Annotated in this window: 26 protein-coding genes; 20 read left to right on the top strand and 6 right to left on the bottom strand. The window is 58.2% G+C overall.

What is annotated here, in order from left to right; translation table 11 throughout:
- The first annotated feature begins 46 nt into the window (after positions 1 to 46).
- The 5 genes from WMQ00_RS02080 (at position 47) to WMQ00_RS02060 (ending at position 5,075) form a co-directional block, all read left to right on the top strand.
- Entirely contained in the window at positions 47 to 1,234 is a 1,188-nt protein-coding gene (locus WMQ00_RS02080; protein WP_023021321.1) for a sensor histidine kinase, read from the top strand.
- Positions 1,227 to 1,970, top strand: coding sequence for a response regulator (locus WMQ00_RS02075; protein ID WP_023021322.1), 744 nt, complete (start codon positions 1,227 to 1,229; stop codon positions 1,968 to 1,970). Before WMQ00_RS02080 ends, WMQ00_RS02075 begins: the two co-directional genes overlap by 8 nt.
- Before the next feature lie 66 nt (positions 1,971 to 2,036).
- Positions 2,037 to 2,936, top strand: coding sequence for an ABC transporter ATP-binding protein (locus WMQ00_RS02070; protein WP_034655868.1), 900 nt, complete (start codon positions 2,037 to 2,039; stop codon positions 2,934 to 2,936).
- 45 nt (positions 2,937 to 2,981) lie between these two features.
- Positions 2,982 to 3,734 (top strand): ABC transporter permease, encoded by a 753-nt coding sequence (locus tag WMQ00_RS02065; RefSeq protein WP_023021324.1) that lies wholly within the window; start codon positions 2,982 to 2,984, stop codon positions 3,732 to 3,734.
- 27 nt (positions 3,735 to 3,761) lie between these two features.
- Positions 3,762 to 5,075, top strand: coding sequence for a DUF4921 family protein (locus WMQ00_RS02060; RefSeq protein ID WP_023021325.1), 1,314 nt, complete (start codon positions 3,762 to 3,764; stop codon positions 5,073 to 5,075).
- Between the two features lie 30 nt (positions 5,076 to 5,105).
- Here WMQ00_RS02060 and yaaA read toward each other — a convergent pair whose 3' ends face one another.
- Positions 5,106 to 5,828, bottom strand: coding sequence for a peroxide stress protein YaaA (gene yaaA / locus WMQ00_RS02055; protein WP_023021326.1), 723 nt, complete (start codon positions 5,826 to 5,828; stop codon positions 5,106 to 5,108).
- A gap of 31 nt (positions 5,829 to 5,859) precedes the next feature.
- On the opposite strand from yaaA, the gene WMQ00_RS02050 reads away from it, so the two are divergent.
- Positions 5,860 to 7,629, top strand: coding sequence for a proline--tRNA ligase (locus tag WMQ00_RS02050; protein ID WP_023027868.1), 1,770 nt, complete (start codon positions 5,860 to 5,862; stop codon positions 7,627 to 7,629).
- Positions 7,630 to 7,669: 40 nt separating this feature from the next.
- A complete protein-coding gene (locus tag WMQ00_RS02045) occupies positions 7,670 to 8,032 on the top strand; it encodes a DoxX family protein (protein WP_034655866.1) in 363 nt (120 codons plus the stop codon).
- A 130-nt stretch (positions 8,033 to 8,162) separates the two neighbouring features.
- Here the strand turns inward: WMQ00_RS02045 and WMQ00_RS02040 are convergent, their stop codons facing one another.
- Entirely contained in the window at positions 8,163 to 8,492 is a 330-nt protein-coding gene (locus WMQ00_RS02040) for a transglycosylase family protein (RefSeq protein ID WP_023021329.1), read from the bottom strand.
- Positions 8,493 to 8,661: 169 nt separating this feature from the next.
- Positions 8,662 to 9,513, bottom strand: a complete 852-nt coding sequence (locus tag WMQ00_RS02035) for a DUF4439 domain-containing protein (RefSeq protein ID WP_200288937.1) — start codon at positions 9,511 to 9,513, stop codon at positions 8,662 to 8,664.
- Positions 9,514 to 9,551: 38 nt separating this feature from the next.
- Here WMQ00_RS02035 and rimP point away from each other — a divergent pair, with 38 nt between their 5' ends.
- The 9 genes from rimP (at position 9,552) to WMQ00_RS01990 (ending at position 19,106) form a co-directional block, all read left to right on the top strand.
- Positions 9,552 to 10,091, top strand: coding sequence for a ribosome maturation factor RimP (gene rimP / locus WMQ00_RS02030; RefSeq protein WP_023021331.1), 540 nt, complete (start codon positions 9,552 to 9,554; stop codon positions 10,089 to 10,091).
- 23 nt (positions 10,092 to 10,114) lie between these two features.
- Positions 10,115 to 11,131: a transcription termination factor NusA gene (gene nusA / locus WMQ00_RS02025; protein WP_023021332.1), complete on the top strand. Its 1,017-nt coding sequence runs from the start codon at positions 10,115 to 10,117 to the stop codon at positions 11,129 to 11,131.
- An 84-nt stretch (positions 11,132 to 11,215) separates the two neighbouring features.
- The gene (locus WMQ00_RS02020) at positions 11,216 to 11,563 is read left to right on the top strand and encodes a YlxR family protein (RefSeq protein WP_200288938.1); all 348 of its coding nucleotides are present in this window, start codon (positions 11,216 to 11,218) and stop codon (positions 11,561 to 11,563) included.
- Between the two features lie 106 nt (positions 11,564 to 11,669).
- The gene (gene infB, locus WMQ00_RS02015) at positions 11,670 to 14,531 is read left to right on the top strand and encodes a translation initiation factor IF-2 (RefSeq protein WP_200288939.1); all 2,862 of its coding nucleotides are present in this window, start codon (positions 11,670 to 11,672) and stop codon (positions 14,529 to 14,531) included.
- A gap of 263 nt (positions 14,532 to 14,794) precedes the next feature.
- Positions 14,795 to 15,238, top strand: coding sequence for a 30S ribosome-binding factor RbfA (gene rbfA, locus WMQ00_RS02010; RefSeq protein ID WP_023021335.1), 444 nt, complete (start codon positions 14,795 to 14,797; stop codon positions 15,236 to 15,238).
- Positions 15,239 to 16,201 (top strand): DHH family phosphoesterase, encoded by a 963-nt coding sequence (locus WMQ00_RS02005; protein ID WP_023021336.1) that lies wholly within the window; start codon positions 15,239 to 15,241, stop codon positions 16,199 to 16,201.
- A complete protein-coding gene (locus WMQ00_RS02000; protein WP_023021337.1) occupies positions 16,198 to 17,538 on the top strand; it encodes an MATE family efflux transporter in 1,341 nt (446 codons plus the stop codon). The genes WMQ00_RS02005 and WMQ00_RS02000 overlap by 4 nt, the downstream gene beginning before the upstream one ends.
- A gap of 84 nt (positions 17,539 to 17,622) precedes the next feature.
- Positions 17,623 to 18,435: a metallophosphoesterase family protein gene (locus WMQ00_RS01995; RefSeq protein ID WP_340440617.1), complete on the top strand. Its 813-nt coding sequence runs from the start codon at positions 17,623 to 17,625 to the stop codon at positions 18,433 to 18,435.
- Positions 18,432 to 19,106: a 4'-phosphopantetheinyl transferase family protein gene (locus WMQ00_RS01990; RefSeq protein WP_023021339.1), complete on the top strand. Its 675-nt coding sequence runs from the start codon at positions 18,432 to 18,434 to the stop codon at positions 19,104 to 19,106. Before WMQ00_RS01995 ends, WMQ00_RS01990 begins: the two co-directional genes overlap by 4 nt.
- Here WMQ00_RS01990 and truB read toward each other — a convergent pair.
- Entirely contained in the window at positions 19,103 to 19,996 is an 894-nt protein-coding gene (gene truB, locus WMQ00_RS01985) for a tRNA pseudouridine(55) synthase TruB (protein ID WP_023021340.1), read from the bottom strand. The two genes, WMQ00_RS01990 and truB, sit on opposite strands and share 4 nt — an antisense overlap.
- A gap of 23 nt (positions 19,997 to 20,019) precedes the next feature.
- Between truB and WMQ00_RS01980 the strand changes: the two genes are divergently transcribed.
- The 4 genes from WMQ00_RS01980 to WMQ00_RS01965 all read left to right on the top strand — a co-directional run bounded on the left by WMQ00_RS01980 (position 20,020) and on the right by WMQ00_RS01965 (position 24,806).
- Entirely contained in the window at positions 20,020 to 21,042 is a 1,023-nt protein-coding gene (locus tag WMQ00_RS01980) for a bifunctional riboflavin kinase/FAD synthetase (RefSeq protein WP_023021341.1), read from the top strand.
- Positions 21,043 to 21,975: a nucleoside hydrolase gene (locus WMQ00_RS01975; protein ID WP_023021342.1), complete on the top strand. Its 933-nt coding sequence runs from the start codon at positions 21,043 to 21,045 to the stop codon at positions 21,973 to 21,975.
- Between the two features lie 170 nt (positions 21,976 to 22,145).
- Positions 22,146 to 22,415 (top strand): 30S ribosomal protein S15, encoded by a 270-nt coding sequence (rpsO, locus tag WMQ00_RS01970; RefSeq protein ID WP_005278802.1) that lies wholly within the window; start codon positions 22,146 to 22,148, stop codon positions 22,413 to 22,415.
- Between the two features lie 144 nt (positions 22,416 to 22,559).
- Positions 22,560 to 24,806, top strand: coding sequence for a polyribonucleotide nucleotidyltransferase (locus WMQ00_RS01965; protein WP_023021343.1), 2,247 nt, complete (start codon positions 22,560 to 22,562; stop codon positions 24,804 to 24,806).
- Between the two features lie 94 nt (positions 24,807 to 24,900).
- Here WMQ00_RS01965 and WMQ00_RS01960 read toward each other — a convergent pair whose 3' ends face one another.
- Together WMQ00_RS01960 and WMQ00_RS01955 are read right to left on the bottom strand one after the other, a co-directional pair.
- Positions 24,901 to 25,596, bottom strand: coding sequence for an AMIN-like domain-containing (lipo)protein (locus WMQ00_RS01960; RefSeq protein ID WP_427846918.1), 696 nt, complete (start codon positions 25,594 to 25,596; stop codon positions 24,901 to 24,903).
- Between the two features lie 126 nt (positions 25,597 to 25,722).
- Positions 25,723 to 26,193: a VOC family protein gene (locus WMQ00_RS01955; protein ID WP_023021345.1), complete on the bottom strand. Its 471-nt coding sequence runs from the start codon at positions 26,191 to 26,193 to the stop codon at positions 25,723 to 25,725.
- Positions 26,194 to 26,201: the final 8 nt, after the last annotated feature.

Genomic DNA, 26,201 nt, shown 5'->3' with positions numbered 1-26,201 from the left:
CAGGGATGAGGACTATAGCCTAAAGCCTGCGCTAGCCTATAAGGTCATGAAGAAGCTATGGCCCGATGCACTTCGCGCGTGGGTAGGCCCACCGTGGAGAATTCTCATTCCGCTGTTTTTCTGGACTTCTTCGGTGCGGGTGGCAGAAGGTGTTATTGATGGATCCTCGCCTTTCCAAATGTTGGTCCTCGTGCTTTATGCAGTCGGTATTCCACTAGCATTATGGCTGCACCCCAAGCTCAAGGAGTACGCCATTGGCTTCATCGCAGTAATACTAACGGTGTGTATCTTTACCCCGCTGGCTGCCATGGGTAACGCTCACTTCTTCCCAGTTGCATACTGCGTATTTCTTATAGGTGCACATTCACCCAAGCGCTTACAACGGTTCTGGATAGGGTGGATTGCCTTAGGCACCTTGGCGGCCACTGCAGCGGACCTTTATGGGCGGAGACTCATGGATGGCATCGACTTTGGTCTGGAAGATGCCAACAGCATCGGCCCTCTGCCTGCTTTCGGCTTCGTCGTTATCATCGCGTGGCCGGTCATGGGATTTTTCTTCTTGCTGGGCACCAATGACCGCAAAAAGCGCGACGACCAGCAGCTGCTGATTGAACGTGCGGAGATGGCCGGCGCGGTAGAGCGCAACCGCATTGCCCGCGAGATGCATGACATCGTGGCGCATAATTTAGCGGGCGTTATTGCCCTTGCCGACGGCGCCCGGTTCGCCGCCGCCAAAAATCCCGCAGCGGCCACAGAAGCCTTGGAGACCATCGCCTCTACCTCCCGCGATTCCCTCAAACAGATGCGCGGTTTGCTCTCCGTGCTGCGAGATGGTGATTCCCGCGCCGATACCAAGGCGCCCGGCGCGAGCGATATTGCCGGTCTCATCTCGGAAGCGCGCCGGACCGGTTTCGATATCACCGTGCACGGGCTGGAGGACCTGCCGACCGAAAGCGACGAACTCTACCAATTCACCGTCTACCGCGTGGTGCAAGAACTTTTGACCAATATGATCAAGCATTCGCGTGATAAAAGGGGAGTACTGCGTTTCCGCTCTACTGGAAACGGCCTAGTATTGAGTGCCGAAAATCCGGCCGCACGCATGCCGGATAATCACAAGCCCGGCTACGGACTTATTGGAATGAGCGAGCGTGTCAAGGCCTATGGCGGCAGCGTTGCTACCCGCACCGAGGATGGACACTTCTTTATTACCGTGGAGGTACCCAATGACTAACCCTGAGCAGCCAACAGGTGCGCCCGCTGGCCCCATCCGTATCGGCCTAGTCGATGATCAGCCCCTCGTGCGCGCCGGGTTCGCCATGCTCCTTGGCTCCCAAGAGGATTTGGACGTTGCCTGGCAGGCCTCCGATGGCGATGAAGTCCTCGACCTCGCCCGCGCGCAACCTGCCGATATTGTGCTTATGGATGTCCAGATGGCCCGCGTCAATGGCATCGCCGCCACAGAAAGGCTGCTGCCGGAATTCCCGGACACCCAGGTCATTATGTTAACCACCTTCGATGACCAGAATTTTGTCCACGGAGCAATTTCCGCTGGGGCCTCTGGATTCCTGCTCAAAGACGTCGAACCGGAGGAACTCCTCGCCGCTATTCGTACCGTACATTCCGGCGAGGCCGTCCTTTCACCGCGCATTACCGCCCAGGTGCTGCAGCAACTGCGCAGCGAACAGTCTGCAGCACAGCCCGATTTACATGCCACCCCTGTTGCGGCAGCAGCTACCGCCCCTCCGGCCGAAGATCTCACGCCACGCGAGCTGGACGTCCTCAAGCTGATGGCACTGGGGTATTCGAATACCGAAATCGCGGAGTGCGAGTTCGTGTCCATGGCCACGGTCAAGACCCACGTGCGCCATATTCTTACTAAGACCAGCTCGCGCGACCGTGTGCATGCCGTGCTGTATGCCCTAACTCATGGCGTGGTCTCGGTGGAGGAGCTGCTGTCTCATCCCTAGGTATGACCCGCTAAATCACTCCCGAGGATGGTTACTTCGTGCTGGTCAGGCGGCACGATGGAAACCATGCTCAAAGTTTCACACCTTTCCAAGAATTTCCGTTCCTTTAAAGCAGTAGATGACCTCTCCTTTGAGGTCCCAGACGGTCAAGTCACCGGCTTCCTCGGACCGAATGGTTCTGGCAAATCCACCACCATGCGCATGTGCGTGGGGTTGGAGAATCCGACTTCCGGCACCGCGACTTTTGATGGCACGCCCTTCCGCGGGCTGTCCAATCCCGCTACCACGGTGGGCACCTTGTTGGACGCCACCTGGTTCCACCCAGGCCGCAGCGCCCGTGCTCACCTGGGCTACATGGCCGCGTTGCAGGGCGTGTCCATGAACCACGTGGATGACACCCTGGACCGCGTCGGCCTGACCCAGGTAGCCACCAAGCGCGTGGGCGGCTATTCGCTAGGCATGAAGCAGCGCCTGGGCCTTGCTTGTGCGCTCATCGGCGAGCCGAAGCACTTGCTTCTTGACGAACCCGTCAACGGCCTCGACCCCGAAGGCGTGCACTGGATGCGTGCCCGCATCCGCGAATTCGCCGAGGCCGGCTGCTCCGTGTTGGTTTCCTCCCACCTTCTTTCGGAGATGCAGCTCACCGCAGACCGCCTCGTGGTCATCGGCAAGGGCAAGTTGCTGGGCGAGGGCACCGTGGAGGAGTTTGTCAATGGCACGGGAGGCGCAAGCCTCGAAGTGATTGTGGACCAGCCCGATGCACTCCTGCGGCTGTTGCACGGCACCGATGCGGAGACCTCCTTTGACGGTGAGGTCCTGCGCGTGCGCGGCCTCGAAGGCTCCGACATCGGCCGCATCTGTCTGGATAACCGCATTCTCATCTCCAGCTTGGAACGCAAGCAGCCCTCCCTGGAAGAGGCCTACCTCGGCGCGACAGCCGACCACGTGGCCTACCGCTCTGCATAGTTTTTCACCTGCACAACACGCTCCATCTGCAAAGGATAGATTCACATGAACGCTCTGATTTCTGAATCCCGGAAACTATTTTCGCTCCGCTCTACTTGGATATACCTCGCCGTAGTTTCAGCTGGCATGGCTGCCGGCGCTGTCTTGTTGGCTTGGGCGAATGACTTCAATGGTACGGTCGACGGCAAGTTCGAGGCTGTCGATGTGTCTATTTCCGGTTCACTCGCCATTGTCGTGATGGTGTTTGCTGCCGCCATGATGGTAGGCGGCGACCAAAGTAAAGGAACAGTTTCATGGTCATACCTCTCATCAAATCGCCGCGTAGGTATAGTGCTGAGCCAATTTTTCATCATCACCTTTTCGCTACTGCTCGCGGCCACACTGGGCATGGTGGTAGCCACGCTGTTGATTACTGCCTTCGGAGGTGATTTCAATTTTGACAGCTTTATGCATTGGCCGGATAACAATGGGTTCATCCTTGCCTACGTTGAGTGGACTGTCTTTATCCTGTTAGCTACCAGCTTGGCCTACCTTTTGCGCAGTGGTGCATTCGCAGCGATGATTCTCGTGGCAGAGTATTTCGTCATTGAAACCGCCCTCGATGCCGTTAGCGCTCCTTGGGCTAAGGCTATCCTCCGCGTGCTACCTGATGCCAACGCTTGGGGGCTAGTAATGGGCGCCAACCGCAGTGGTGATGAGCAATCTCGAGCTGTCGCCGCTGTCGTTCTAATCGTGATGATCGTGCTCACCGTTGGTGGGTCCTGTGCGGTGGCGCGTCGTCGCTCTGTTGCGAAATAGGTACTAGACGTTACTACCCTAGTGGGCATGAGTGATGCACTTTTTGCCCGCATTGAGCCCATCCAAACCATGCGGGATGGCACGGTCAAACAGGTCAACCCGTTCTCGGGAACCGAGGTATGGACCGTGCCAGGCCGCGGCAACCGCCCGCTGTCTGTACCAGTAGCTAACCCGCAGCCACTGCAAGAGGAAGACTTTAGCCATCGCTGCGCCTTTTGCTCTGGGCGCTTGACCGATACCCCGCCGGAAAAGGCACGCATTCTGCCTTCCGGCGGGATTGTGCGTGGATTGCCCTTGCAGGAATACGATCACACAGTGCCGGCCTTTCGGCGCATCCCCAATCTGTTTGAAATCGTCTCTTATGACTATTGGCATGCCAATTACGGCTTTGAGATGGATGCCGAAACCCGCCAGCGCATGGAGAACTACCTTAGCGATCCGGTCGGACGGGAACATGTGCTCAAGATAGTGCGCACGAAGCGCAAAGCAGCGCACTTGCCTGAGACAAGCGAAGAAGAACTGGTGGACCAGGCTGCTGGATTCTTCGCCGGCGGTCACGACGTCATCGTGGCTGGCCGCCATTTTGAGCGCGGCGCACAGGATGATTCGCAGTTGGCATCTTCGGGCACGCTAAGCGCTGAAGAACACCTGCTCTTTATGCAGCTGACTATCGACGCCATGCGGGATCTCTACGAGCGCAACCGCTACGCCCCGTACGTGGTGGCATTCCAAAACTGGTTGCAGCCAGCCGGTGCTTCCTTCGAGCACCTGCACAAGCAGCTCGTTGCTATTGATGATCGCGGTATGGCTTCTCACCGAGAGGTCCAGATGCTGCGCAGCAATATGAACATGTACAACGAGTGGGCGGTGGATTATGCCGCTAGCCGCAATCTCGTCATCGCGGAAAACGACCGTGCTGTCCTCTTCGCCGGCTTCGGACACCGTTATCCCACATTGGAGGTGTACTCCAAGTCCGCAACCTGCGAGCCGTGGCTGCAGTCGGAAGAAGAAATTCGTGCCATGAGCGATCTAGTCCACGCTGCCCACGCCGCAGTAGGCCGCGAGGTGCCCTGCAATGAGGAATGGCACCACAAGCCCGCAGACGTCGATGTTGCCCAACCATGGCGCATTCTTATCAAGTTACGTATTTCTACGCTCGCTGGATTCGAAGGCGGTACCAAGATCTACCTCAACACCATTTCGCCCTGGGACCTGCGCGATAGGGTAGTAGGCCAGCTTTACCCCCTGCGCGAATCCGGACATGTTTCCGGCTCAATACGCGTGGCGACGGAGTGCTCGGTGCAACGCAATAGCCTGCTATATAACCCGCAGTTGCGCTAAACAGACCGCGCTGGGCAAACGGTGGTCGGCTCAGCGCCTGACCAGGAGCGTGAGCTCGCACGAACCCGGCCGCGGTTCTTCAACGGTCATACCTGCGGCGCGCGCGATAGCAGCAACGTCGGCGGCGCTATAGGCATCGGCAGGAGAGAGCGCTAGCTCGCGGGCGAGGAGGCCCTTGTAGTGCTTATTAAAGTGGCTGACTACCTTGCGCGAGCCATCTTCTTGCACGCTTTCTACCCGCACCGTTACCGCGTCTTTCACCCGGCCCAATTGTTGGTACGTACCCGAGCGCAGATCAACAATAAGCTCGTCTACCCCCTCGAGAGCCTGCGTAATCTGCTTGCCCCAGTGCGATTTCATGGTGCGGCCGCTAAGTTTTGTCCCGCCCGAAAGCCGGTAATGAGGGATGGGATCGCTGGCGCGGAGGATGCCAAAAAGGGCGTCGCCAATGGCAAGGCGATCCCATGTGGGGAGGGTGGGAGCGTCTAGGGCATCAAAAAGCACGCCAGTATAACGCAACACGGCCGGCATGGTGGGGGTGGTAAAAAGCCCCTGGTTGGACTCGGCTTCACCGCGCAGCTTTTCTGAGAGTTTCAGCACCTTCATTGCCTCATCTACCGAAAGAGACTGCAGCTCAGCTGCAATTTCGCGCCGGGTTTCGTTTAGTCCCGGAAAGGAAAGCTGCGCGAAATCAAGCGCGTGGCCTGTGCCGCCGTGGTCCTTAGTTTCTGAAGGAGGGAGGATAATGAGCATATATACAGGGTAGCGAGGTATATTTTTGTGCATGATTACCCGCCTTTCTGAACTATTTCTCCGTACCCTTCGTGAGGACCCGGCTGATGCTGAGGTCCCCAGCCATAAGCTGCTCGTGCGCGCCGGCTATGTCCGCCGCGTTGCGCCGGGCGTTTATACCTGGCTGCCGTTGGGCCTGCGCACGCTGCGCAAGATTGAAGACGTAGTCCGTCAGGAAATGGATGCTATTGGCGGTCAGGAAATGCTTTTTCCTGCTTTGTTGCCGCGCGAGCCTTATGAAAAGACCAACCGTTGGGTTGAATACGGCGATAATCTCTTCCGCCTGAAGGACCGCAAGAACGCAGACATGCTACTCGGCCCTACCCACGAGGAGATGTTTGCCAGCGCAGTAAAGGACATGTACTCCTCTTATAAGGATTTTCCGGTTACGCTGTATCAGATTCAGACCAAGTATCGCGATGAGGAACGCCCCCGCGCCGGTGTGCTGCGCGGCCGCGAGTTCACCATGAAGGACTCATACTCCTTCGACATGACCGATGAAGGATTGGATGAGTCCTATGGCCGCCACCGGAAGGCGTATCAAAATATTTTCAACCGTCTAGAGATTGATTACGCCATTTGTAAGGCCACCTCTGGCGCGATGGGTGGTTCTGCCTCGGAGGAGTTCCTCGCCGTCTCTGAAGTCGGTGAAGATACCTTCGTGCGCTCTACTGAAGGCGATTATGCTGCCAACGTGGAAGCCGTAGTTACCCCAGCACCTGCGGAGAAGGACATCGAGGGCCAGCCAGAGGCGCAGGAATACGACACCCCGAATGCAGAGAGCATTGATTCACTCGTTTCCTGGGCAAAGCAAGCAGGCATTACTATCGACGGCCGCGAGGCAACGGCCGCAGATACCCTCAAATGCATGATGGTAAAGCTCTTCCACCCAGCTGCTGAGAGCGAAAAGCGCGAGTCCGAGTTGGCCGCCGTGCTCATCCCGGGCGATCGTGAACTGGATGAAAAGCGCCTCGAGGCTGCACTCGAGCCGGTGGAGTTTGAATTGGCCGGGGACAAGGACTTTGCTGACAATGACTTCCTAGTCAAGGGCTATGTTGGACCGCGCGTATTGAACGCCAATGACATTAAAATCTTGGCCGATCCGCGCGTGGTCAAGGGCACAGCGTGGATTACCGGCGCTGACGCAAGCGAGCGCCACGTGGTTGGTTGCGTGGCTGGCCGCGATTTCACCGTGGATGAGTTCATTGAGGCCGCAGAGGTCAAGGAAGGCGATCTTGCCCCGGATAACCAGGGCACGTTGACCTTGGAGCGCGGCATCGAGCTGGGCCACATCTTCCAGCTGGGCCGCAAATACACCGAGGCCTTCGACGTCCAGATTTTGGATGAAAACGGCAAGCGTGCGGTTCCCACCATGGGGTCTTATGGCATCGGCATCACTCGTATGCTGGCTGTGCTAGCCGAGCAGCGCCATGATGACAAGGGCCTTAACTGGCCGGTAGCTGTCGCGCCGTACCAGGTCCATGTGGCAGTGGCTAATAAGGACGCCGCAGCCATGGAGGCCGGCGACACATTGGTGGAAGAGCTGTCCGCCAAGGGGATCGAGGTGCTTTTTGATGACCGCCCGAAGGTCTCCCCAGGCGTGAAGTTCAAGGATGCAGAGCTGCTAGGCATGCCATTTGTGGCAGTCTTGGGCCGTGCCTTCAAGGAAGGCAAGATAGAGCTGCGCATCCGCGGCGGAGAGACCCTAGAGGTCCCGGCGGAGGAAATCGTGGACAAGATTCTTGAGCTGGTTCGCGGTTAGAAAAGCGCGCAATGATTCGCGTCGGGGTACCGTGGAAGGCATGAATTTCCAAAAGAATGGACTTTCCACGGTGCTTTCCGCCATGGGCGTATTGCACTTTGTGAAGGCGCAAACTTTCGAATCCATCGTTCCGCCGCAGCTGCCCGGCCCCGCACGGTTTTATAACTTTGCTTCTGGTCTCTGGGAGATAGTCACTGGCGCGTTGCTGCGGCGCCGCGCTACCCGTGGGTTCGGCGGTGCTTCTGCGCTTGCGCTCTTTGCCGCTGTATGGCCAGCCAATATGTACCACGCCTGGATTGAGCGCAAGGCAGGATGGCCGAAAAAGATCTACCACATCATCCGTCAGCCGCTGCAGGTGCTGCTTATGATGTATGCCTGGAATATCGCCAAGCACGAGGCTTAAAAGGAATTGGCATTGCTGTGCGCTAGCCAGGAAGACGCAGCAGAAAAGCCGGCCCCGTCCTCAACCCCGCGGAAACGCCGCAGGGTGGGGAGGAGGGGCCGGTTTTCGCTTTCGTGCCGGAGCCTAGGACTTAGCCGGCAACTGGGCCGCTGCAGTTAGGCCATGCGCCAGCGCCCTGGGTGGCCAGAACGTTTTCGGCCACGGCAATCTGCTGCTCTCGCGTTGCCTGGTCAGCGGTTGCAGCGTACTGGGTGCCGCCATTGGCAGCCCAGGTTTGCGCGTTGAACTGCAGGCCACCCTGGTAACCGTTTCCGGTATTGATATGCCAGTCACCGCCGGACTCGCAGGCGGCAACCTGATCCCAAGCGCTAGCCGGTGCGGCAGTAGCGGCAGGGGCGGCAAGGCCAGCAAGGCCCAGTGCGGCGGCGGATACAGTCAAAATGGTCTTCTTAGAACGCATTGAGAGGAAACTCCTTCTCTTTGTGTCTTTTAGGCTCGCGGTATCTCCTGCAAGCTCATGGTGCACCAACCTACGCACGCTTGTAGAGCAGAAGCAATGCATAGCGTCGTAGAGCTCGCTATATTTTCACTGTCCGGCGTTCAGGGGATTGACAGGCAGGCGTCGCGTTCTAGCGCATGCCGTGGGATTCGGCCGCGATGCCGATGAGCCAGGTGATCCAGTCTTGATCTGGTGATTCTTCTTGCGCCGCCTGCGCAGCGGCGGCGGACCATTTCCGGCCGTCCTGTTCGGCGAGGCCGCCTAAAAAGTCCAGCGCAGATGCGGAATCATGGGGAAGTTCTTGGTCGCCGGAAGAATAAGCCGGCTCGGGTTGCGGCACGGTGCCATACCGGCCTAAGGCCTCCTGCAGGGCATCGATGCGGCGGTGGTGGACTTCTAAGCGGTGGTCCACGTTGTCCTCGTGCTCTGCGCCGACGTAGGCTCGCGCGAAATCCAGCGCATAAACCTGTTCATACTCCCAGGCAAGGAGATCGGCAGCACTTTTTTGCTCTGGTTGGGAAAGCTCTGGGATAGCGGGAGCATCGCCTGGCAGCCAAGCATTGAGTGCGATGGCTTGCTCGGTCACTAGGATGCGCGATTCAACGGTGACTTCATCGGCTGCCGCTGTCGTAGCAGAGGCGGCATTTTCCATGACTTCGGAAGAATCCGCGGCGCGGTTAGCTTTAGTGGGGCGCTCTACCTCACACGAGCGTGGGGGATTGCCGGCATCGTCGGTACCGCAGAGGCGCGTAATTTCGGCATAGAGGGCATCGGCCTGGGAACTGCGGATCCCCGCGGCGTGATCGTCGACGCCGTTTAAAGTAAGGGCGTCGGTTGCGGCGGCGTCGGCAAGCGCGAGCAGCCTATTTTCCGGCCGGGGGCCGAAATAGTCGACGACGGAATCAACTGCCTGGCACCCGGTTAAGGCGGGCAGGGTGGCGGTTGTGGCTACGAGGATCAAAGCTATACGTCGGCGGTTCACGCAAAAGACTGTACCCGGTAGCACGTAGGCTAGTGGGCATGGCTTTCCCAGATGCACAACAATTGACCGAACTCTTGCAGCCAAAGCTAGCTGAGCGGGGATTGGATGTAGAAGACATTAAGACCACCAAGGCGGGGAAGAAATCCCAGGTGGTTATCCGTATTGATGGTGATAAGCGCCCTAGCTCGGACGTGCTGGAGGAAGTATCTAATGAGATTTCTGCTTTCTTTGACGCCAAGGAAGAAGCAGGGGAGCTCAATTTTGGTGCCGGCTACACCCTGGAGGTTTCCACCCCTGGAGTGGATTTGCCGTTGACCGCTCCACGCCACTGGCGCCGCAATCGGGGGCGCAAGGTTTCCTTCGACCTTGGCGATGGCAAGTCTCAGACAGCTCGCATTGGCGCGCTTAACGACGCCGCCGATGCCGTAATCCTCATCACGGCAAATAAAAAGGACGTGCAGACGCGCGCAGAGCGATTGGAAAACATTGCCCGGGCAGTGGTAGAAATTGAATTTGCGCAGCCGTCCGAACAGGAAATAGCGGCGGTGCACAAGACGTTTGAAGAAGCCGAGAATTAACCGGCAACCGAGAGGAATGACAAGTGAATATTGATCTGCAGGCACTTCGCACCATCGAATCCGAACGCAACGTCCCGGTAAAGGACTTGCTGGAAGCGATTGCGGGTGCCTTGTTGTATTCCTACCTGGATTACCGCGAGTCTAATGCTGGCGGCAAGGTGGAAGGCGCCAAGTCCCGCGTCGATATCGATACCACCACTGGTGCAGTCAGCGTCATCGTCTCGGAGCGCGACCCGGAAACTGGGGAAGTAACCACCGAATACGATGACACCCCAGAGAACTTTGGCCGCGTAGGCGCACAGGCCGTGCGCGAGGCCATCTTGCGCAAGCTGCGCGAGGCGGAGGCAGAGCGCACCTATGATTCCTACTCGGGGCTTACCGGCCGCGTGGTCAGTGGCATCGTCCAGCGCGATGCCCGCGCTAATGCCCGCGGCATCGTCGTGGTCCAGTTGGGCTCTGAGCTGGAATCCCAGGACGGCATTCTACTGCCTGCCGAGCAGATTCCCGGTGAAAAGCTGGAGCACGGCGACCGCATTAAGGCCTACGTTGTCGGCGTGAATCGCAATGGTGCCCAGGTGCAGATCAACCTCTCGCGTACCCACCCTGAATTGGTGCGTGGCCTTTTCGAGCTGGAAGTTCCAGAGGTTGCCGATGAAACCGTAGAAATGATTGCCATCGCCCGCGAGGCGGGTCACCGCTCCAAGGTAGCGGTTGTGGGCCACGCGAAGGGTCTGAACGCGAAGGGCGCTTGCATCGGGCCCCGCGGCCAGCGCGTCAACAACATCATGCGTCAGCTCGGCGGTGAGAAGATTGACATCATTGACTTCAGTGAGGACCCCACGGTCTATGTAGGCAATGCGCTAGCCCCCTCAAAGGTGGTAAAGGTCACCGTCGTGGACAACGAGGCGCAGGTCGCCCGTGTGGTAGTGCCGGATTACCAGCTCTCCCTGGCCATTGGTAAAGAGGGGCAAAATGCCCGACTAGCTGCTCGTTTGACCGGTTGGAAGATTGATATTCACTCGGACGCTGACGCTAATTAAGGATCTGCGCGGTTGTAGCGTAGTCTAGTAAATGGCCCAGTTGCAGAATGGGGCATAGTGGCGACGCGAAAAGTAAGGAGTTGAATGTCTGAGAGGCTAAGACTCCGGACCTGCATCGCTACTCGCCGCCGCCTGCCAGATACGGACTTGCTACGAGTGGTTATCGACCGAGATGATCCGCATGGCCGCCGTCTGGTAGCAGATCCCCACCGCCGGCTTCCCGGTCGTGGGGCGTGGATTAGCCCCACCCTTTCTGCACTCGAGCTGGCGGAGCGCAAACGTGCTTTCAAGCGCGCGCTTCGCACGTCCGCACCCGTGGACACAGGTCAGGTACGTCAATACTTGGAAGCGCAGCGCGGACAAGTAGCTAAGGCGGAAGACACCGCGTTAGATTCGTACAAACCAGAGTTACAAAGGAAGACCGAACACTGATGAGCGCACAACGATGAAGCATCAGCGATGAACGTCCAACAAACCTAACTAGGGGTCAGGCCAGTTTCCGTGGCCTTGGCTCCTAGTCGATACCAAGAGGAGACAAGTGCCCGGAAAGCTACGTGTTCACGAGCTAGCAAAGCAGCTCGGAGTAACCAGCAAGGAACTGCTCGCCACCCTGAAAGAACAGGGTGAGTTTGTAAAGACTGCTTCTTCCACCATCGAACCGCCGGTGGTTAAGAAGATGCGAGCTCATTATGAAGCACAGTCCGGTGGCGATGAGTCCGCCGAGAAGAAGCAAGACAAAAAGCCTGCCAAGGGTGCTGCTAAGAGCACTGCCAAGGCAAATGCTCCTAAGCCAGGGGCGCAGTCCGCTGCGGCCAAGCCTGGGGCAAAGGCTGCCGCACCGAAGCCGGGCGCACAGGCTCCGAAGCCGGGGGCCAAGCCTGCCGCACCAAAGCCAGGTCAGGGCGCTCCTAAGCCCGGCGCACAGTCGGCTGCACCGAAGCCCGGGGCAAAGGCTGCTGCACCGAAGCCGGGCGCACAGGCTCCGAAGCCGGGGGCCAAGCCTGCCGCACCAAAGCCAGGCCAGGGCGCACCTAAGCCCGGCCAGGCTGGTGGCAAGAAGTCGGGCGAGCGCCCGACCCCAGGCAATTCCATGCCTCGCCCGATGCCGAAGCCAGGCGGTACCCGCCGCGTAGCCAATAACCCGTTCTCCACGGGCGGCGGCGATAACCGGCCGGGCCCACGTCCAGGCGGCTCTAAGGGCCCGCGTGGCGGTAACAAGCCTGATAACCGCGGCAAGCGCGGCGGCCAAAACGAGGGCGGAAATAACCGCCAGGGCGGCAATAGCCAGGGTGGCGGCGGTCGTCGTCCATCCCCAGCGATGATGCCTTCCCATCCGAATCCTGCATCGATGCCGTCTAAGGCACCGAGCGGTGGTGGACGCGGTGGCCGTGGCCGTGGTGGTCACGGAGGACCAGGCGGCGGTCGGCCAGGTGGCGGCCGTCCAGGCGGTTTCCGTGGCGGCGGACGCGGCGGACGTCGCGGTGGCACCGCAGGTGCATTCGGCCGTCCAGGTGGCGCTCCACGCAAGGGCAAGAAGTCTAAGCGTCAGAAGCGTCATGAGTACGAAGAGCAGCAGAAGCATGTCGTAGGCGGCGTGCGCTTGCCAGATGGCAAGGGCAAGACCGTCCGCCTGCGTCGTGGCGCTTCCCTTTCGGACTTCGCTGAGAAGATCGGTGCGGATCCAGCAGCACTGGTGCAGGCGCTGTTTAACCTTGGCGAAATGGTGACGGCGACCGCTTCGGTATCGGAAGATACGCTGCAGCTGCTCGGCTCTGAGATTAACTACAACGTCGAGGTCGTCTCCCCTGAGGATGAGGACCGCGAGCTCCTCGAGTCCTTCGACCTGCAGTTCGGTGAGGACGAAGGCGGCGAGGAAGCGCTGGAGAATCGTCCTCCAGTCGTCTCCGTCATGGGTCACGTTGACCACGGTAAGACCCGCCTGCTGGACGCCATCCGCAAGACCAACGAGGGCGCCCGCGAGGAAGGCGGCATCACCCAGGGCATTGGTGCATACCAGACCACGGTAGACGTGGACGGCGAACGCACCATTACCTTCCTGGATACCCCGGGTCACGAGGCCTTTACCGCCATGCGTGCTCGTGGTGCTAAGTCCACCGATTTGGCTATCCTCGTGGTTGCTGCCGATGACGGCGTCATGCCACAGACCGTGGAGGCCATCAACCACGCCAAGGCTGCGGATATTCCGGTAGTCGTGGCGGTCAACAAGGTGGATAAGCCGGAAGCGCAGCCGGACAAGATCCGTGGCCAGCTCACCGAATACGGCTTGGTTCCGGAGGAATACGGTGGCGACACCATGTTCGTGGACATCTCCGCGAAGCAGGGTAAGAACATCGATCAGCTGCTCGAGTCCGTCATCCTGACCGCGGATGCGGCCTTGGAGCTGACCGCTAACCCAGATATGGACGCACAGGGTGTGGCAATTGAGGCACACCTCGACCGCGGCCGTGGTCCGGTTGCTACCGTCATTGTCCAGCGCGGTACCTTGCACGTGGGCGATTCCATCGTCGTGGGCGATGCACACGGCCGTGTGCGCCGCATGCTCGATGAATTCGGCGGCGACGTCGAAGAGGCCGGTCCATCCCGCCCGGTTCAGGTCCAAGGCCTGTCTGGTGTGCCTGGCGCTGGCGATAACCTGCTCGTGGTGGAAGACGACCGCGTTGCCCGCCAGATTGCCAATCAGCGTGACGCCCGCAAGCGCTCTGCCCTGCAGGCCAAGCAGCGCAAGCGCGTCTCCTTGGAGGATCTGGACAAGGTATTGCAGGAGACTTCGACCCTCAACCTCATCCTCAAGGGCGACAATGCCGGTTCCGTCGAGGCACTGGAAGACGCCTTGCTGGATATCAAGACCGAGGACGAAGTCGAGCTCAACATCATCGACCGTGGTGTGGGCGCTGTGACCGAGACCAACGTCTCCCTGGCTGCGGCTTCCGACGCCGTTATCATTGCCTTCAACACTCGTGCGGAAGGCAAGGCGACGGAGATGGCCACCCAAGAGGGCGTGGATATTCGTTACTACACGATCATCTACAAGGCCATCGAAGAGGTCGAGGCTGCGCTTAAGGGCATGCTCAAGCCGATTTACGAGGAACGCGACACCGGCGCGGCCGAGATCCGTGCCCTGTTTAAGTCCTCCGCAGTGGGTACCATCGCCGGCTGCATGGTCACCGAGGGCAAGGTTGTCCGCAACGGCAAGGTTCGCTTGCTGCGCGATAACAACGTCATCACTGCCGACGCCAAGATTGAGTCCCTGCGTCACGAGAAGGACGACGCAACCGAGATCAAGGCCGGCTATGAGTGCGGTATGGTGCTCTCTTACCCGGATATCCAGGTAGGCGACATCATCCAGGCCTACGAAGAGGTCGAGGTTCCGCGCGACTAAATGACGCCGCCGCAAGGCCCACTTCTACACTCACCGTCTCTCCACTGAATGTGCTTCCAGCACACAGGTGGGAGGATTGGGGAGAGTGGAAGTGGGCCTTTTGCTTTAGCAGCTTGTTTATAGCGATGATTTTGCATGGCCCACTTCGTACCTGTGCAAGCGGTACGGGTTTTCATTGTCCGGTATTGCGCACTAAACTGGTGGTTTCTATACCGGTTGGCGGTAATTTTAAAGATGGATTCTTTTTGAGCTGGGAGGTTCACATGGTTGATCACGCACGCGCAGCGCGTATGGCCAAGCGCATTCAGGAAATCGTGGCAAGCGCCATCGAACGCCAGATTAAGGATCGCCGCCTTGAGCTGGTGACCATCACGGATACTCGAGTCACAGGCGACCTGCACGATGCCACCGTTTTTTATACCGTGCGCGGAAAAGACATTGACTCCGAGCCGGATTTCCAGCAAGCAGAAGAAGCTCTCAAGCGCGCTAAGGGGCAGCTGCGCAAGATTGTAGGAGATCAACTCTCCGTGCGCTTTACCCCGACGCTGACCTTCGAGGTCGATACCGTCCCAGAAGCTTCAGCTCATATGGAAGAACTATTAGCTCGTGCCCGTGCCCGCGACGAGGAGTTGGCGAAGCTGAAGGAAAACGCCCAGCCCGCAGGGGACGCAAACCCATATAAGACCTCCGATGAAGACGAGGCTTAAGTGACTAAAAAGCAATACCAGCCGGCCGTTGCTGCCCTGCAGGATGCCCACAGCATCTGCATTGTCACGCATCTGCGGCCGGACGCCGATGCTATCGGTTCTGCTGCGGCGTTGCTGCTCGCGTTGCGGCAACAGGGCAAAGACGTGTGCGCCGTCGTGGGCCAAGATCGGGAAATCTCCCGGAACTTATACACCATTCCCGGTGCCGAGGACGTCATCGTCAGCCGCGAACTGCCCGAAGGCTACGACCTTTATGTCACCGTTGATTGTGGTTCCTTGGACCGGACGGGATTTTTTGCAGACCACATTGAGCAGCTAGCCCAGCAAGGCCGGGTTCTGTGCATTGACCACCATTCTTCTAATCCAGGATTCGGTGCCATCAATGTGGTGGATACCGAATGTGAATCCACCACCGTGGTCTTGCTGAGCATCCTGGATTCTCTAGAAATTCAAGTTGACCGTCATATCGCGCATTGCCTTTATGCTGGTTTGATGACTGATACCGGCAGCTTCCGCTGGGGTAGGCCGGCAATGCACGATATTGCCACCCGCCTTATGCATTATGATCTCGATACCAAGCAGATCGCCGCTGACCTCTTGGATTCCAACACACCGGACGATCTACAGATGATTGGTAGGGTACTGGCTGGTCTGCGTATTGAGGAAGCAGGGGAGCACACCCTAGGCATCCTTGTCGCGCGAAGGGATGATATCCACGGCCACTCAGATTCGGCCGTGGAGTCACTGGTGGAATTCGTCCGTGCGCTAGAAGGAACCACCATAGGCGTGGTGTTTAAAGAGCAAGCTCCGGAGGTATGGGCGGTATCCCTGCGTTCCTCTAGGATTGATTGCTCCTCCGTTGCGCTTAACTTTGGCGGCGGCGGGCATGTTCCAGCCGCAGGGTATACCGCTCACGGAGCTCCAGAAGAAATCATTAAGGAATTGGTGGCCGCTATTCAATGAGTACAGGGCAGACGGATGGATTGAACACCCAGGATCGCTCCACCGCCGGCACAGTAACCGCACGCGAGGTCTTTGGCCTCGCGTTTCCTGCGCTTGGCGTGCTAGCGGCGATGCCACTCTATCTTCTGTTGGATACCGCGGTGGTCGGCCGCCTTGGCGCGCAAGAGCTAGCTTCTCTGGCCGCAGCGACCACGATTCACTCCGTGGTGACTACGCAGTTGACATTTTTGTCCTACGGCACGACCGCTCGCTCTGCTCGCCTCTTTGGCTCCGGAAAACGCGAGGCTGCGGTTGCTGAGGGCGTACAAGCTACCTATGTGGCCTTGGGAGTAGGCGGGCTTCTCGCGGTTATCATGTGGATTTTCGGCGGCGTATTTGCTCGTGCTTTAACTGGTGATCCCGCCACGGCTGCCGGAACGGCGTTGTGGCTGCGCATCGCGGCACTTGCCATTCCCGTTACATTGGTGGAAATGGCTGGCAACGGGTGGATGCGCGGAGTCCAAGATACAAAGAAACCGCTGTATTTCACCTTGGCTGGCATGATTCCCGGCGCGATTGCAGTGCCCATCTTTGTCCATTTCTGGGGGCTGGCCGGCTCCGCTATAGCCACGGTACTGGGGATGAGCATTATTGCTGCGCTATTTGTCCGCGAATTACACAAGGAACATACCGGCTCCTGGCACATTCAATGGCATGTAATACGGGAGCAGTTGATTTTGGGCCGCGATCTTATTCTGCGCTCGGCTAGCTTCCAGGTGGCCTTCCTCACCGCCACGGCCGTGGTCTCCCGGGTGGGTACCGCTTCTCTGGCCGGTCACCAGATCATGATGCAGTTGTGGAACTTTATGTCCCTCATCTTGGATTCTTTGGCCATTGCCGCACAATCTTTGACGGGAGCGGCCCTAGGCGCTGGCTCTGCTAAGCATGCACGCGGTGTAGGCAGCAAGGTCGTGTTGTACTCTACGATTTTTTCGGGACTGCTGGCCGCCGTTTTCGCTGCCGGCGCGGGAATTATTCCACGCATCTTTACCTCCGCTCCGGAGGTACTCGATGCCATTGGCCAGCCGTGGTGGATCTTGGTAGCCATGGTCATTGGCGGTGGCGTAGTCTTCGCGCTCGATGGTGTCCTGCTGGGCGCCGGCGATGCTGCGTTCTTGCGCACTTTGACCATTTCTTCGGTCTTGGTGGGATTTTTGCCAGGCGTCATCTTGGCGCATTTTATGGGCACAGGGTTGACTGGCGTGTGGTGCGGCCTTGCTGCATTCATTGCTTTCCGTATGGTGGGCGTGGTCTACCGGTTCCGATCCATGAAATGGGCCGTAGTACAAGAGAACTAGCTGCGCTAAAGTGGGCGTATTGATATTCGCGGGTGATGCACGTCTCCGTGCAGTGCGCAGTTGTTTGGAAGGCAGGTAGAACCTATGCCAACAGTGTGGGCGGTTTCTGACCTGCATGGTGCGGTAAGCGCCAATAGTGAGCGCATTGCTCAGCTCACGCCGCCAGATCCCGCGGATTGGCTCATCGTGGCTGGAGACGTAGCAGAGCGCACCGATCTCATCATTCGAATTCTGCGGCAGCTCAAAGACCGCTATGCCAGAGTCATCTGGGTGCCTGGCAATCATGAACTTTTCTCGCGCTCACAAGAGCAATATCAAGGCCGAGACAAATACACGCACCTGGTAGATAGGTGTAGGGAAATCGGAGTTATCACTCCCGAAGACCCGTATCCGGTATTCCACGGGACTACTATCGTGCCGCTTTTTACGTTGTATGACTATAGCTTCCGTCCACATGGTCTTAGCGTGGACCAAGCTATTGCAGCGGCACGTGCAAAGCAACTGATGATGACGGATGAGTTCGCCATTGCCCCCTATGTAGACATTCGGGCGTGGTGCTGGGATAGATTGGCCTATTCCATTAAACGTCTTTCCCGCGTGAATGGTCCTACGGTGCTGGTCAACCATTGGCCGTTGATGCAAGAGCCGACGATGCTGTTGCGCTTTCCCGAGATTGCCTTATGGTGCGGAACGCGGCATACACGGTCGTGGCCGCGCCGCTATAACGCCGAATCCGTAATCTATGGACACTTGCACATGTCCTCCCGCATCAATGTGGACGGCGTGGACCACATAGAGACATCGTTGGGGTATCCCCGAGAGTGGCAGGGCCGCGAGACCGCCCAGGCGTGGCCCTATCCGGTACTGCGTTCCTTTGCGGAGGAGGGGACACCATGATGTATCCAGAGCTATTTCCTGACAGTGCGCGATATTGCTATGTGCGCACGGATTCGAGTTACGCGGATTTGGCGAACTTTGAAGACCTTGAGGCTGAAGAAAAGTCTCTCGTTTCTCAGGCAGTTGATGCGCGCAAGGCCGAGTTCGGCGATGCTAGGTGGTGCGCGCACCGAGCCTTGCAGGAATTGGGTGCTAACCCGGCGACGCCGATTTTGCGCGGCGAGCGGGGCATGCCGCTATGGCCAGAAGGCTTTATCGGATCGATGACGCATACTGAGGGAATGCGGGCCGCGGTGGTTGCTCCAACCTCCGCCCTAAAATCTGTGGGCTTGGACGCAGAACCCGCCGAGCCGCTGCCGGATCATGTTCTTGCCATGATTGCCCGAGCCGGGGAGATGCCGCAGCTCTTGCGGCTAAGTAAGGCGGGGATTAACTGCGCAGACCGATTGCTCTTTTGCGCCAAGGAAGCCACGTATAAATCGTGGTTTCCCATGACCTTCCGCTGGCTCGACTTTGATCAAGCTGAAATTGATCTGCGCGAGGATGGCACGCTCATTTCCTATATTTTGGCCCGGCCCACTCCGGTGCCGTTTATCACTGGGCGCTGGGTGATTCGAGATGGCTACGTCATCGTGTCCACATCGGTTCCGGCCCTAGACTTTAGCCATTAAAGGGTAGAAGGCCGTGCGACAAACACGGTGGCTAGGCGCTTGCCCTTTTCCTTGATGAGCGCGACCGCCTGACCATTGGGAGCCACGGCAGCATGCACGCCTTTAAGCCCGCGGGGTTCGAGCCATTTGCCCATAGCTAGAGCCGCCGCCTCATCCTCGGTGACGGATAGAACCGGGAAGCAGCGAGCCAAGGCTTCGTCCAAGCTCAAGGAAAGGCGCGGGGAATCGGCAAGGTCGTCGAGCGAGAGGGCGTCGGCAAGCGTAAAAGGGCCCACCTTTGTGCGGCGCAAAGCAGTAAGGTGCCCGCCTACCTGAAGCGCCTCGCCCAAATCACGGGCCAGGGAGCGGATATAGGTGCCAGAGGAGCAATCTACCGTGACATCTAAGTCGATATAGTCGCCCTCGCGGCGCTGTGCGAGAACGTCGAATGTATCCACCGTTACCGGACGCGCGGGAATGTCTACCTCGTGGCCCTCGCGTACGAGCTCATGGGCGCGGCGGCCATTAATCTTAATGGCTGATACGGCCGCGGGCTTTTGCATGATATCGCCAGTGAGCTTGGTAATTTCAGCGTCAATTGCAGGGCGGTCAACGCCTGCAGCGCTAGCGCCCCAGGAGTATTCCCCCTCGGCGTCATCGGTGGTGGTGGCGGCGCCGAGCCGGATAGTGGCGTCGTAGGACTTAGTGGAGGCAACCATGTGGGCCAAGAACTTGGTGCCCCGCTCCAGGCCAAGGACAAGCACGCCGGTGGCCATGGGATCCAAGGTGCCGGCATGGCCCACCTTTTTGGTGTGAAAATACCTGCGTAGGCGGCCGACAACATCGTGGGAGGTCATACCGGCGGGTTTGTCTACGATGACGAGTCCGGAGTTTGCGAGCGCATCAGTCATAGCCTCTAAGTCTATGCTCTACGATGGTCTGCGTGGATATTTGGTATGGAATCGATGACATCCCTGCGGAATTAGGCCCAACGTCAGTAACAATCGGCGTTTTTGACGGCCTACACCGCGGCCATCAGCAGCTTATCTCCGCCTGTGTGGAGCACGCTCGCGCCAATGGCGAGCGCCCTGTCATGGTGACCTTTGACCCGCACCCGGTGTCGGTATTCTTGCCGGAGCGTGCCCCACTGGCAGTACTCAGCTTTGAGCGCCGGCTGGAATTGGCCGAAGAGCTAGGCATTGATGCCGTGCTTGTCATCGACTTCACCAAAGACCTAGCCGGCGTGGAGCCGCGGCCCTACGTGGAAGAACTGTTGGTGGGAAAGCTCAATGCGCAGCACATAGTGGTGGGGGAGAACTTCACCTTTGGCGCTGGCGCCACCGGAACCGCCCGGGCCATGCAAGATTTTGGTGCCGAGTTTGGCTTTAGCGTAGATATCGTCCCGTTGCTGGATGATGCCGGCGTGCGGATTTGTTCTACCCATATTCGCGAGTGTCTTGCGAACGGGGACATTGAATCCGCTAATTGGGCGCTCGGCCGCCATTTCACCGTGACTGGGCCCGTGGTACGCGGCGCGGGTCGGGGAGGAAAGGAACTGGGATTTCCTACGGCCAATCAGTACTTCCCGGATACGGTGGCCATCCCGGCCGATGGTGTTTATGCAGGGTGGTTTATTGTTCACTCTGACGCTTCCATAGACGGCGACATGCGCCCTGGCGTGGCCTACGCGGCTGCTATTTCCGTGGGCACCAACCCCACTTTTGGTGACGAGGAGCGCTCCATCGAGTCCTTCGTGCTCGACCGCGATGCGGATCTGTATGGATATGAGGCCACGGTGCATTTCGTCGGTCACCTTCGCGATATGGTGAAATTTAATTCCGTGGATGAGCTGCTAGAGGCCATGGCCAATGACGTAGCCAAGGCGCGCCAGGTGCTTGCCGCCGATGCTAAGGCACAAGGCTGGACTGCCAAAGACTATTTCCTACGGGAGAAATAAATGAAGGCCATTCTCGATCTCGATACCGGCATTGATGATGCCTTGGCGCTGGCGTATGCCATAGCCCATCCAGACTTGGAGCTAATCGGTGTGACCTGTACGTACGGCAACGTGACTGTGCCCTTGGCCGTGCGCAATACACTTGCCCTCCTGGAGCTGCTGGGTAAAGGCGATATTCCGGTTTTTGCCGGCCCCAGCCCGGATGGCTTTCGGCCGAGCGAGATTTCTTCTTTTATCCATGGCCGCAACGGCGTAGGCGAGGTCCTCCTGCCGCCGGCAACCGGGCAGGTCCAGTCTCAACCCGCGGCAGAATTCCTCATCCAAGCCGTCCATGAGCATGGCGCTGATTTGGTCATTATTCCTACCGGTCCTTCCACCACGATTGCGGCCGCAATGCGCCAAGACCCCAGTTTTGCCGCGAACGCGCACCTGGTGATGATGGGCGGGGCGCTCACAGTACCTGGAAATGTCACCCCGTGGTCTGAGGCTAATATTTCCCAGGATCCGGAGGCTACCGATTACCTATTCCGCCATGCCGGCGATATCACCATGGTGGGCCTGGATGTCACTTTGCGCACGTTGTTGACTGCGGAGGAATCCGCTCGTTGGCGCGCTTCGGGTACCCGTGCCGGCCGCATCTTCGCGGATATGGTCGATTATTATATTGGTGCCTATGCCACTACGTCGCCGTATTTGGGCGGTTGCGGCCTGCACGATCCACTGGCCGTGGCGGTGGCGGCAGATGCCTCGCTTGTCGACGTCCTTTCGATAAACCTCAAGACCGATACCACCGGCCCTACCCGCGGTCGGACAATCGCAGACGAAACCCGGCTTTCGACACCGGCAACCGCGAAAGTAGCTGTGGGTGTAGATAGCGAGCGCTTTGTGCGGGAGTTTGTAGAACTACTGGAAACCCTCTTTAGCGAGCTCTAGCAAGCCAGACTTAAGGGGCAGGTGGTTTTGATTTTCTGTGTCCGAACGCTGTAAGGTGTTTCTTTGGCTTAGCGACTGCGGTTCACAGCAGTTGCGGCACGTACAAGTCCCGCGCACCGCGCAGGCTTATGCGTCACGATAATGTGGACTGAAATAAAGGAGAAATACTCATGGCTTTGACCACTGAGAAGAAGGCTGAAATCCTCAAGGAGTACGGCCTGCACGAAACCGATACCGGTTCCCCCGAGGCACAGGTTGCCCTGCTGACCTCCCGCATCAATACCTTGACCGAGCACCTGAAGTTCCACAAGCACGATCACCACTCCCGTCGTGGTCTGTTGCTGATGGTTGGTCGCCGTCGTGGCCTGCTGAAGTACCTGGCTGAGAACAATGTCGATCGCTACCGTGATCTGATCTCTCGCCTGGGCCTGCGTCGTTAATTTCGGCTCAGCTTTGGCCCTCTCGCCCCGCCCTTAGGCGGGGCTTTTTGTGGTTTTTCTGTTAGAATTTGACAGCGTTGTCGTAGACAAAATTGACCAGGCGGCACCGACGATCGCCTAAACCACTCAAGGAGACATTTTTTAATGAGCGTTCAGAACTCCGTCGAGTTCAACATTGACGAGGACTTTGGCATTACCGAAGCCATTGCCACGCTAGACAATGGTGACTTTGGTACCCGCACGTTGCGCTTTGAAACCGGCCAGCTAGCCCGCCAGGCAGACGGCTCCGTGACCACCTACTTGGACGATGACACCATGTTGTTGGCCACCACCACCGCTTCTAACCAGCCGCGCGAGGGATTCGACTTCTTCCCCTTGACCGTTGACGTAGAAGAACGAATGTACGCCGCTGGCAAGATTCCGGGCTCCTTCTTCCGCCGAGAGGGACGCCCTTCCTCTGAGGCTATCCTGGCCTGCCGCCTCATCGACCGCCCGCTGCGCCCGACCTTTGTCAAGGGCCTGCGCAATGAGGTCCAGGTTGTCGTCACCGTCATGTCCCAGGATCCGGAAGAGTACTACGACGTCGTTGCCATCAACGGCGCTTCCGCCGCTACCCAGCTGTCTGGCTTGCCCGTCTCTGGTGCTGTAGGCGGCGTCCGCATGGCTCTTATCGCCGACGATAAGCACCCGGAAGGCCAGTGGGTGGCTTTCCCGAACCACGAGCAGCACGAGCGCGCGCTCTTTGAGATGGTTGTTGCCGGCCGCATGGTAAAGAAGGGCCGCAAGGACGACGTGGCCATCATGATGGTCGAGGCCGGTGCCGGCACCAACGTTGCAGAGCGCATTGCTGAAGGCGCCCCTGCGCCGCAGGAAGCAACCGTCGCTGCAGGCCTGGAAGCAGCCAAGCCATTCATTAAGACCCTGTGTGAGGCCCAGAACGGTCTGGCGGAGCGTACCGCCAAGGAAACTCAGGAATTCCCCCTCTTCCCAGCCTATAGTGATGACGTCTTCGAAGCTGTGGAAAGCGCTGCTACCAAGAAGCTAGAGAAGCTGCTGACTATTCCGGGCAAGCAGGAACGCGACGATGCTACCAATGAATACATGGAGCAGGTCGAAGAAAAGCTCTTGGACCAGTTCGAAGATTTGGATGAGGACAACGCCTCGAAGCAGATCCGTGGCGCGTATAACGCCCTGATGAAGCAGATCGTGCGCCAGAAGATCCTCTCTGAGGGCTTCCGCATTGATGGCCGCGGCGTTACCGATATCCGTGACCTTTCCGTTGAGGTGGATTTGGTGCCACGCGCTCACGGTTCGTCCTTGTTTGAGCGCGGAGAAACTCAGATTTTGGGCGTTACCACGCTAGACATGCTCAAGATGGAGCAGCAGATCGATTCCCTGACCCCAGTGGAATCCAAGCGTTATATGCACCACTACAATTTCCCGCCATACTCCACAGGTGAAACCGGCCGTGTAGGTTCCCCGAAGCGCCGCGAGATTGGTCACGGTGCACTAGCCGAGCGCGCCCTGCTTCCGGTCATCCCCTCCCGCGAGGACTTCCCATACGCCATCCGTCAGGTCTCTGAGGCCTTGGGCTCCAACGGCTCTACCTCCATGGGTTCCGTATGCGCCTCTACCTTGTCCCTCTACAACGCCGGTGTTCCGCTGAAGGCACCCGTAGCCGGCATCGCAATGGGCTTGGTTTCCGGTGAGGTCAACGGTAAGGAGAAGTTCGTCGCCCTGACCGATATCCTCGGTGCCGAGGACGCCTTTGGCGATATGGACTTCAAGGTCGCAGGTACTTCCGAGTACATCACCGCCCTGCAGCTAGACACCAAACTGGATGGTATCCCGTCTAAGGTCTTGGCTCAGGCATTGGAGCAAGCTCGTGATGCCCGCTCTACCATCCTGGAAACCATGGCTGAGGTCATCGATACGCCGGATGAGATGTCTGGCCTCGCCCCGAAGATCACCTCTGTGAAGATCCCGGTCAATAAGATTGGTGAGCTCATTGGGCCAAAGGGCAAGACCATCAACCAGATCACCGAGGAGACCGGCGCAGATGTCTCCATCGAAGATGACGGAACCGTCTATGTTTCCGCTGCTACCGGTGAAGCTGCAGATGCTGCCATCGAAAAGGTCAATTCCATTGCTAACCCGCAGCTGCCGAAGGTAGGAGAGCGCTTCCTAGGCACCGTGGTAAAGACCGTTCCGTTCGGCGCATTCGTTTCCCTGACCCCGGGTCGCGACGGCCTGATTCACATTTCCAACCTGGGTGGCGATGAGCGCATCGAAAAGGTAGAAGATGTCATCAACGTTGGCGATAAGGTTCAGGTAGAAATCGCTGACATCGATAACCGCGGCAAGATTTCCCTGGTTCCGGTTGAGGATTAATCCTCAAGCCTAAAAGGCCCTGAGCTCCAGTTCACCCACTGGAAGTCAGGGCCTTTCTTGATGTTTGCGTACCCCGAGCGGTGATGTCAGAACTTTAATTCTGGAAATCAATCACCACGCGCGATGGTTCTTGCAGAAAAGTCACCGAGTAGGGAGTCTTTTTCTTAAGGCCGATAATGAGCTGGGTTTGTGCCTCAAATGTGGTGGTGTAGTTGATTTCGCTCACCACCCCGGCACCCAGAGTAGTGCCTGGGGACATGTATTTTTCCTTGAGCCCAGGGGTTGAAGGCCATGGCGTTCCCTCAATGCCTAGGTTTAGAAAGGTAGTGCCCTGAACCTCAACTGGCTTGCCGGATGCCTGTTGGGCGGGGGCATCGGTATAGGAGGTAAACCACCCCGGTTCACCTTCGCCCTCCAAGTCGATAACAACGCGCGTAAACCCATCATGAGCTCCCACTCGCACACCCGTGGGGATGAGGTTTCCAAGTCCTTCCGGCATATGTTGTTGGTCCTCGAGCGAGGCTGTGCCCATGCCCGCAAACGCAACTGGGGACGCGACTTGTGGGATTGATTGCTGGCCAGCATCCGCCGCTGAGGTGCTTTGCGGGGCGGAAGTAGTAGGTGCGGCGGTGTTGGTCTCGGCTTCAGCCGTGTCGACAGTTGACTGAACCTCGCTAAGCGCCGGTGAGCTTTGCTGCGTGGAATCCTCTGCGGAACAAGCGGCAAGCGCTAATGCGCAACCTGCGCTGGTGGCTAGGGCGAGAGTGCGAGAGAAAATTGAACGAGACAAGTTCATCACTTCCTTGGTGCTTACCGTGCTATAGCCTCATCCTACTGAGGCTGATGGGGCAGGGGTTAGAAAGTGATGCAATTGTTAAACGTCCTAAGAGGCACGTTGCGGAAGCGGGAAGTAGGCCTACTTCTTTAACTGCACGAGCTGAATAAGGTTTCCCACGGTGTCATCAAAAGCGGCAATGATGGAGGGGCCAACATCGGTGGGCTCCATGGTGAAGTGCACGCCCTTGTCGCTGAGCTCCTTGTATTCGCTTTCTATGTCCGTGGAGAGAAATTGGGTGACCGGAATTCCATCGGCCTTTAGCGCCGCGGCATAGTCTTTTGCTGCGGGGTGGCCTTTCGGCTCGAGAAGTAGCTCGGTGTCTCCCTCGCCATCGGCATTGGTGACGGTAAGCCAGCGGAAATCGCCGTGGGTAACGTCATCCTTAACGCGGAATCCTAGCGTGTTGACATAGAAATCGTGAGCGCGTGCAACGTCATCTACGGGAACGGAAGCGATATATCTGCATGCAGGCCATCCTAGTGATGAAGCTCGGGCACCGTTTAGGAGAACACGTTCTTTGCAGCAGGCGAGGAATTGCGCAGCTATCATGCGCGTTA

Origin of the sequence: Corynebacterium sp. KPL2825 (assembly GCF_037908445.1) — a bacterium.
GTDB lineage: Bacteria > Actinomycetota > Actinomycetes > Mycobacteriales > Mycobacteriaceae > Corynebacterium > Corynebacterium kefirresidentii.
This window is presented reverse-complemented; position numbering and strand designations above follow the sequence as displayed.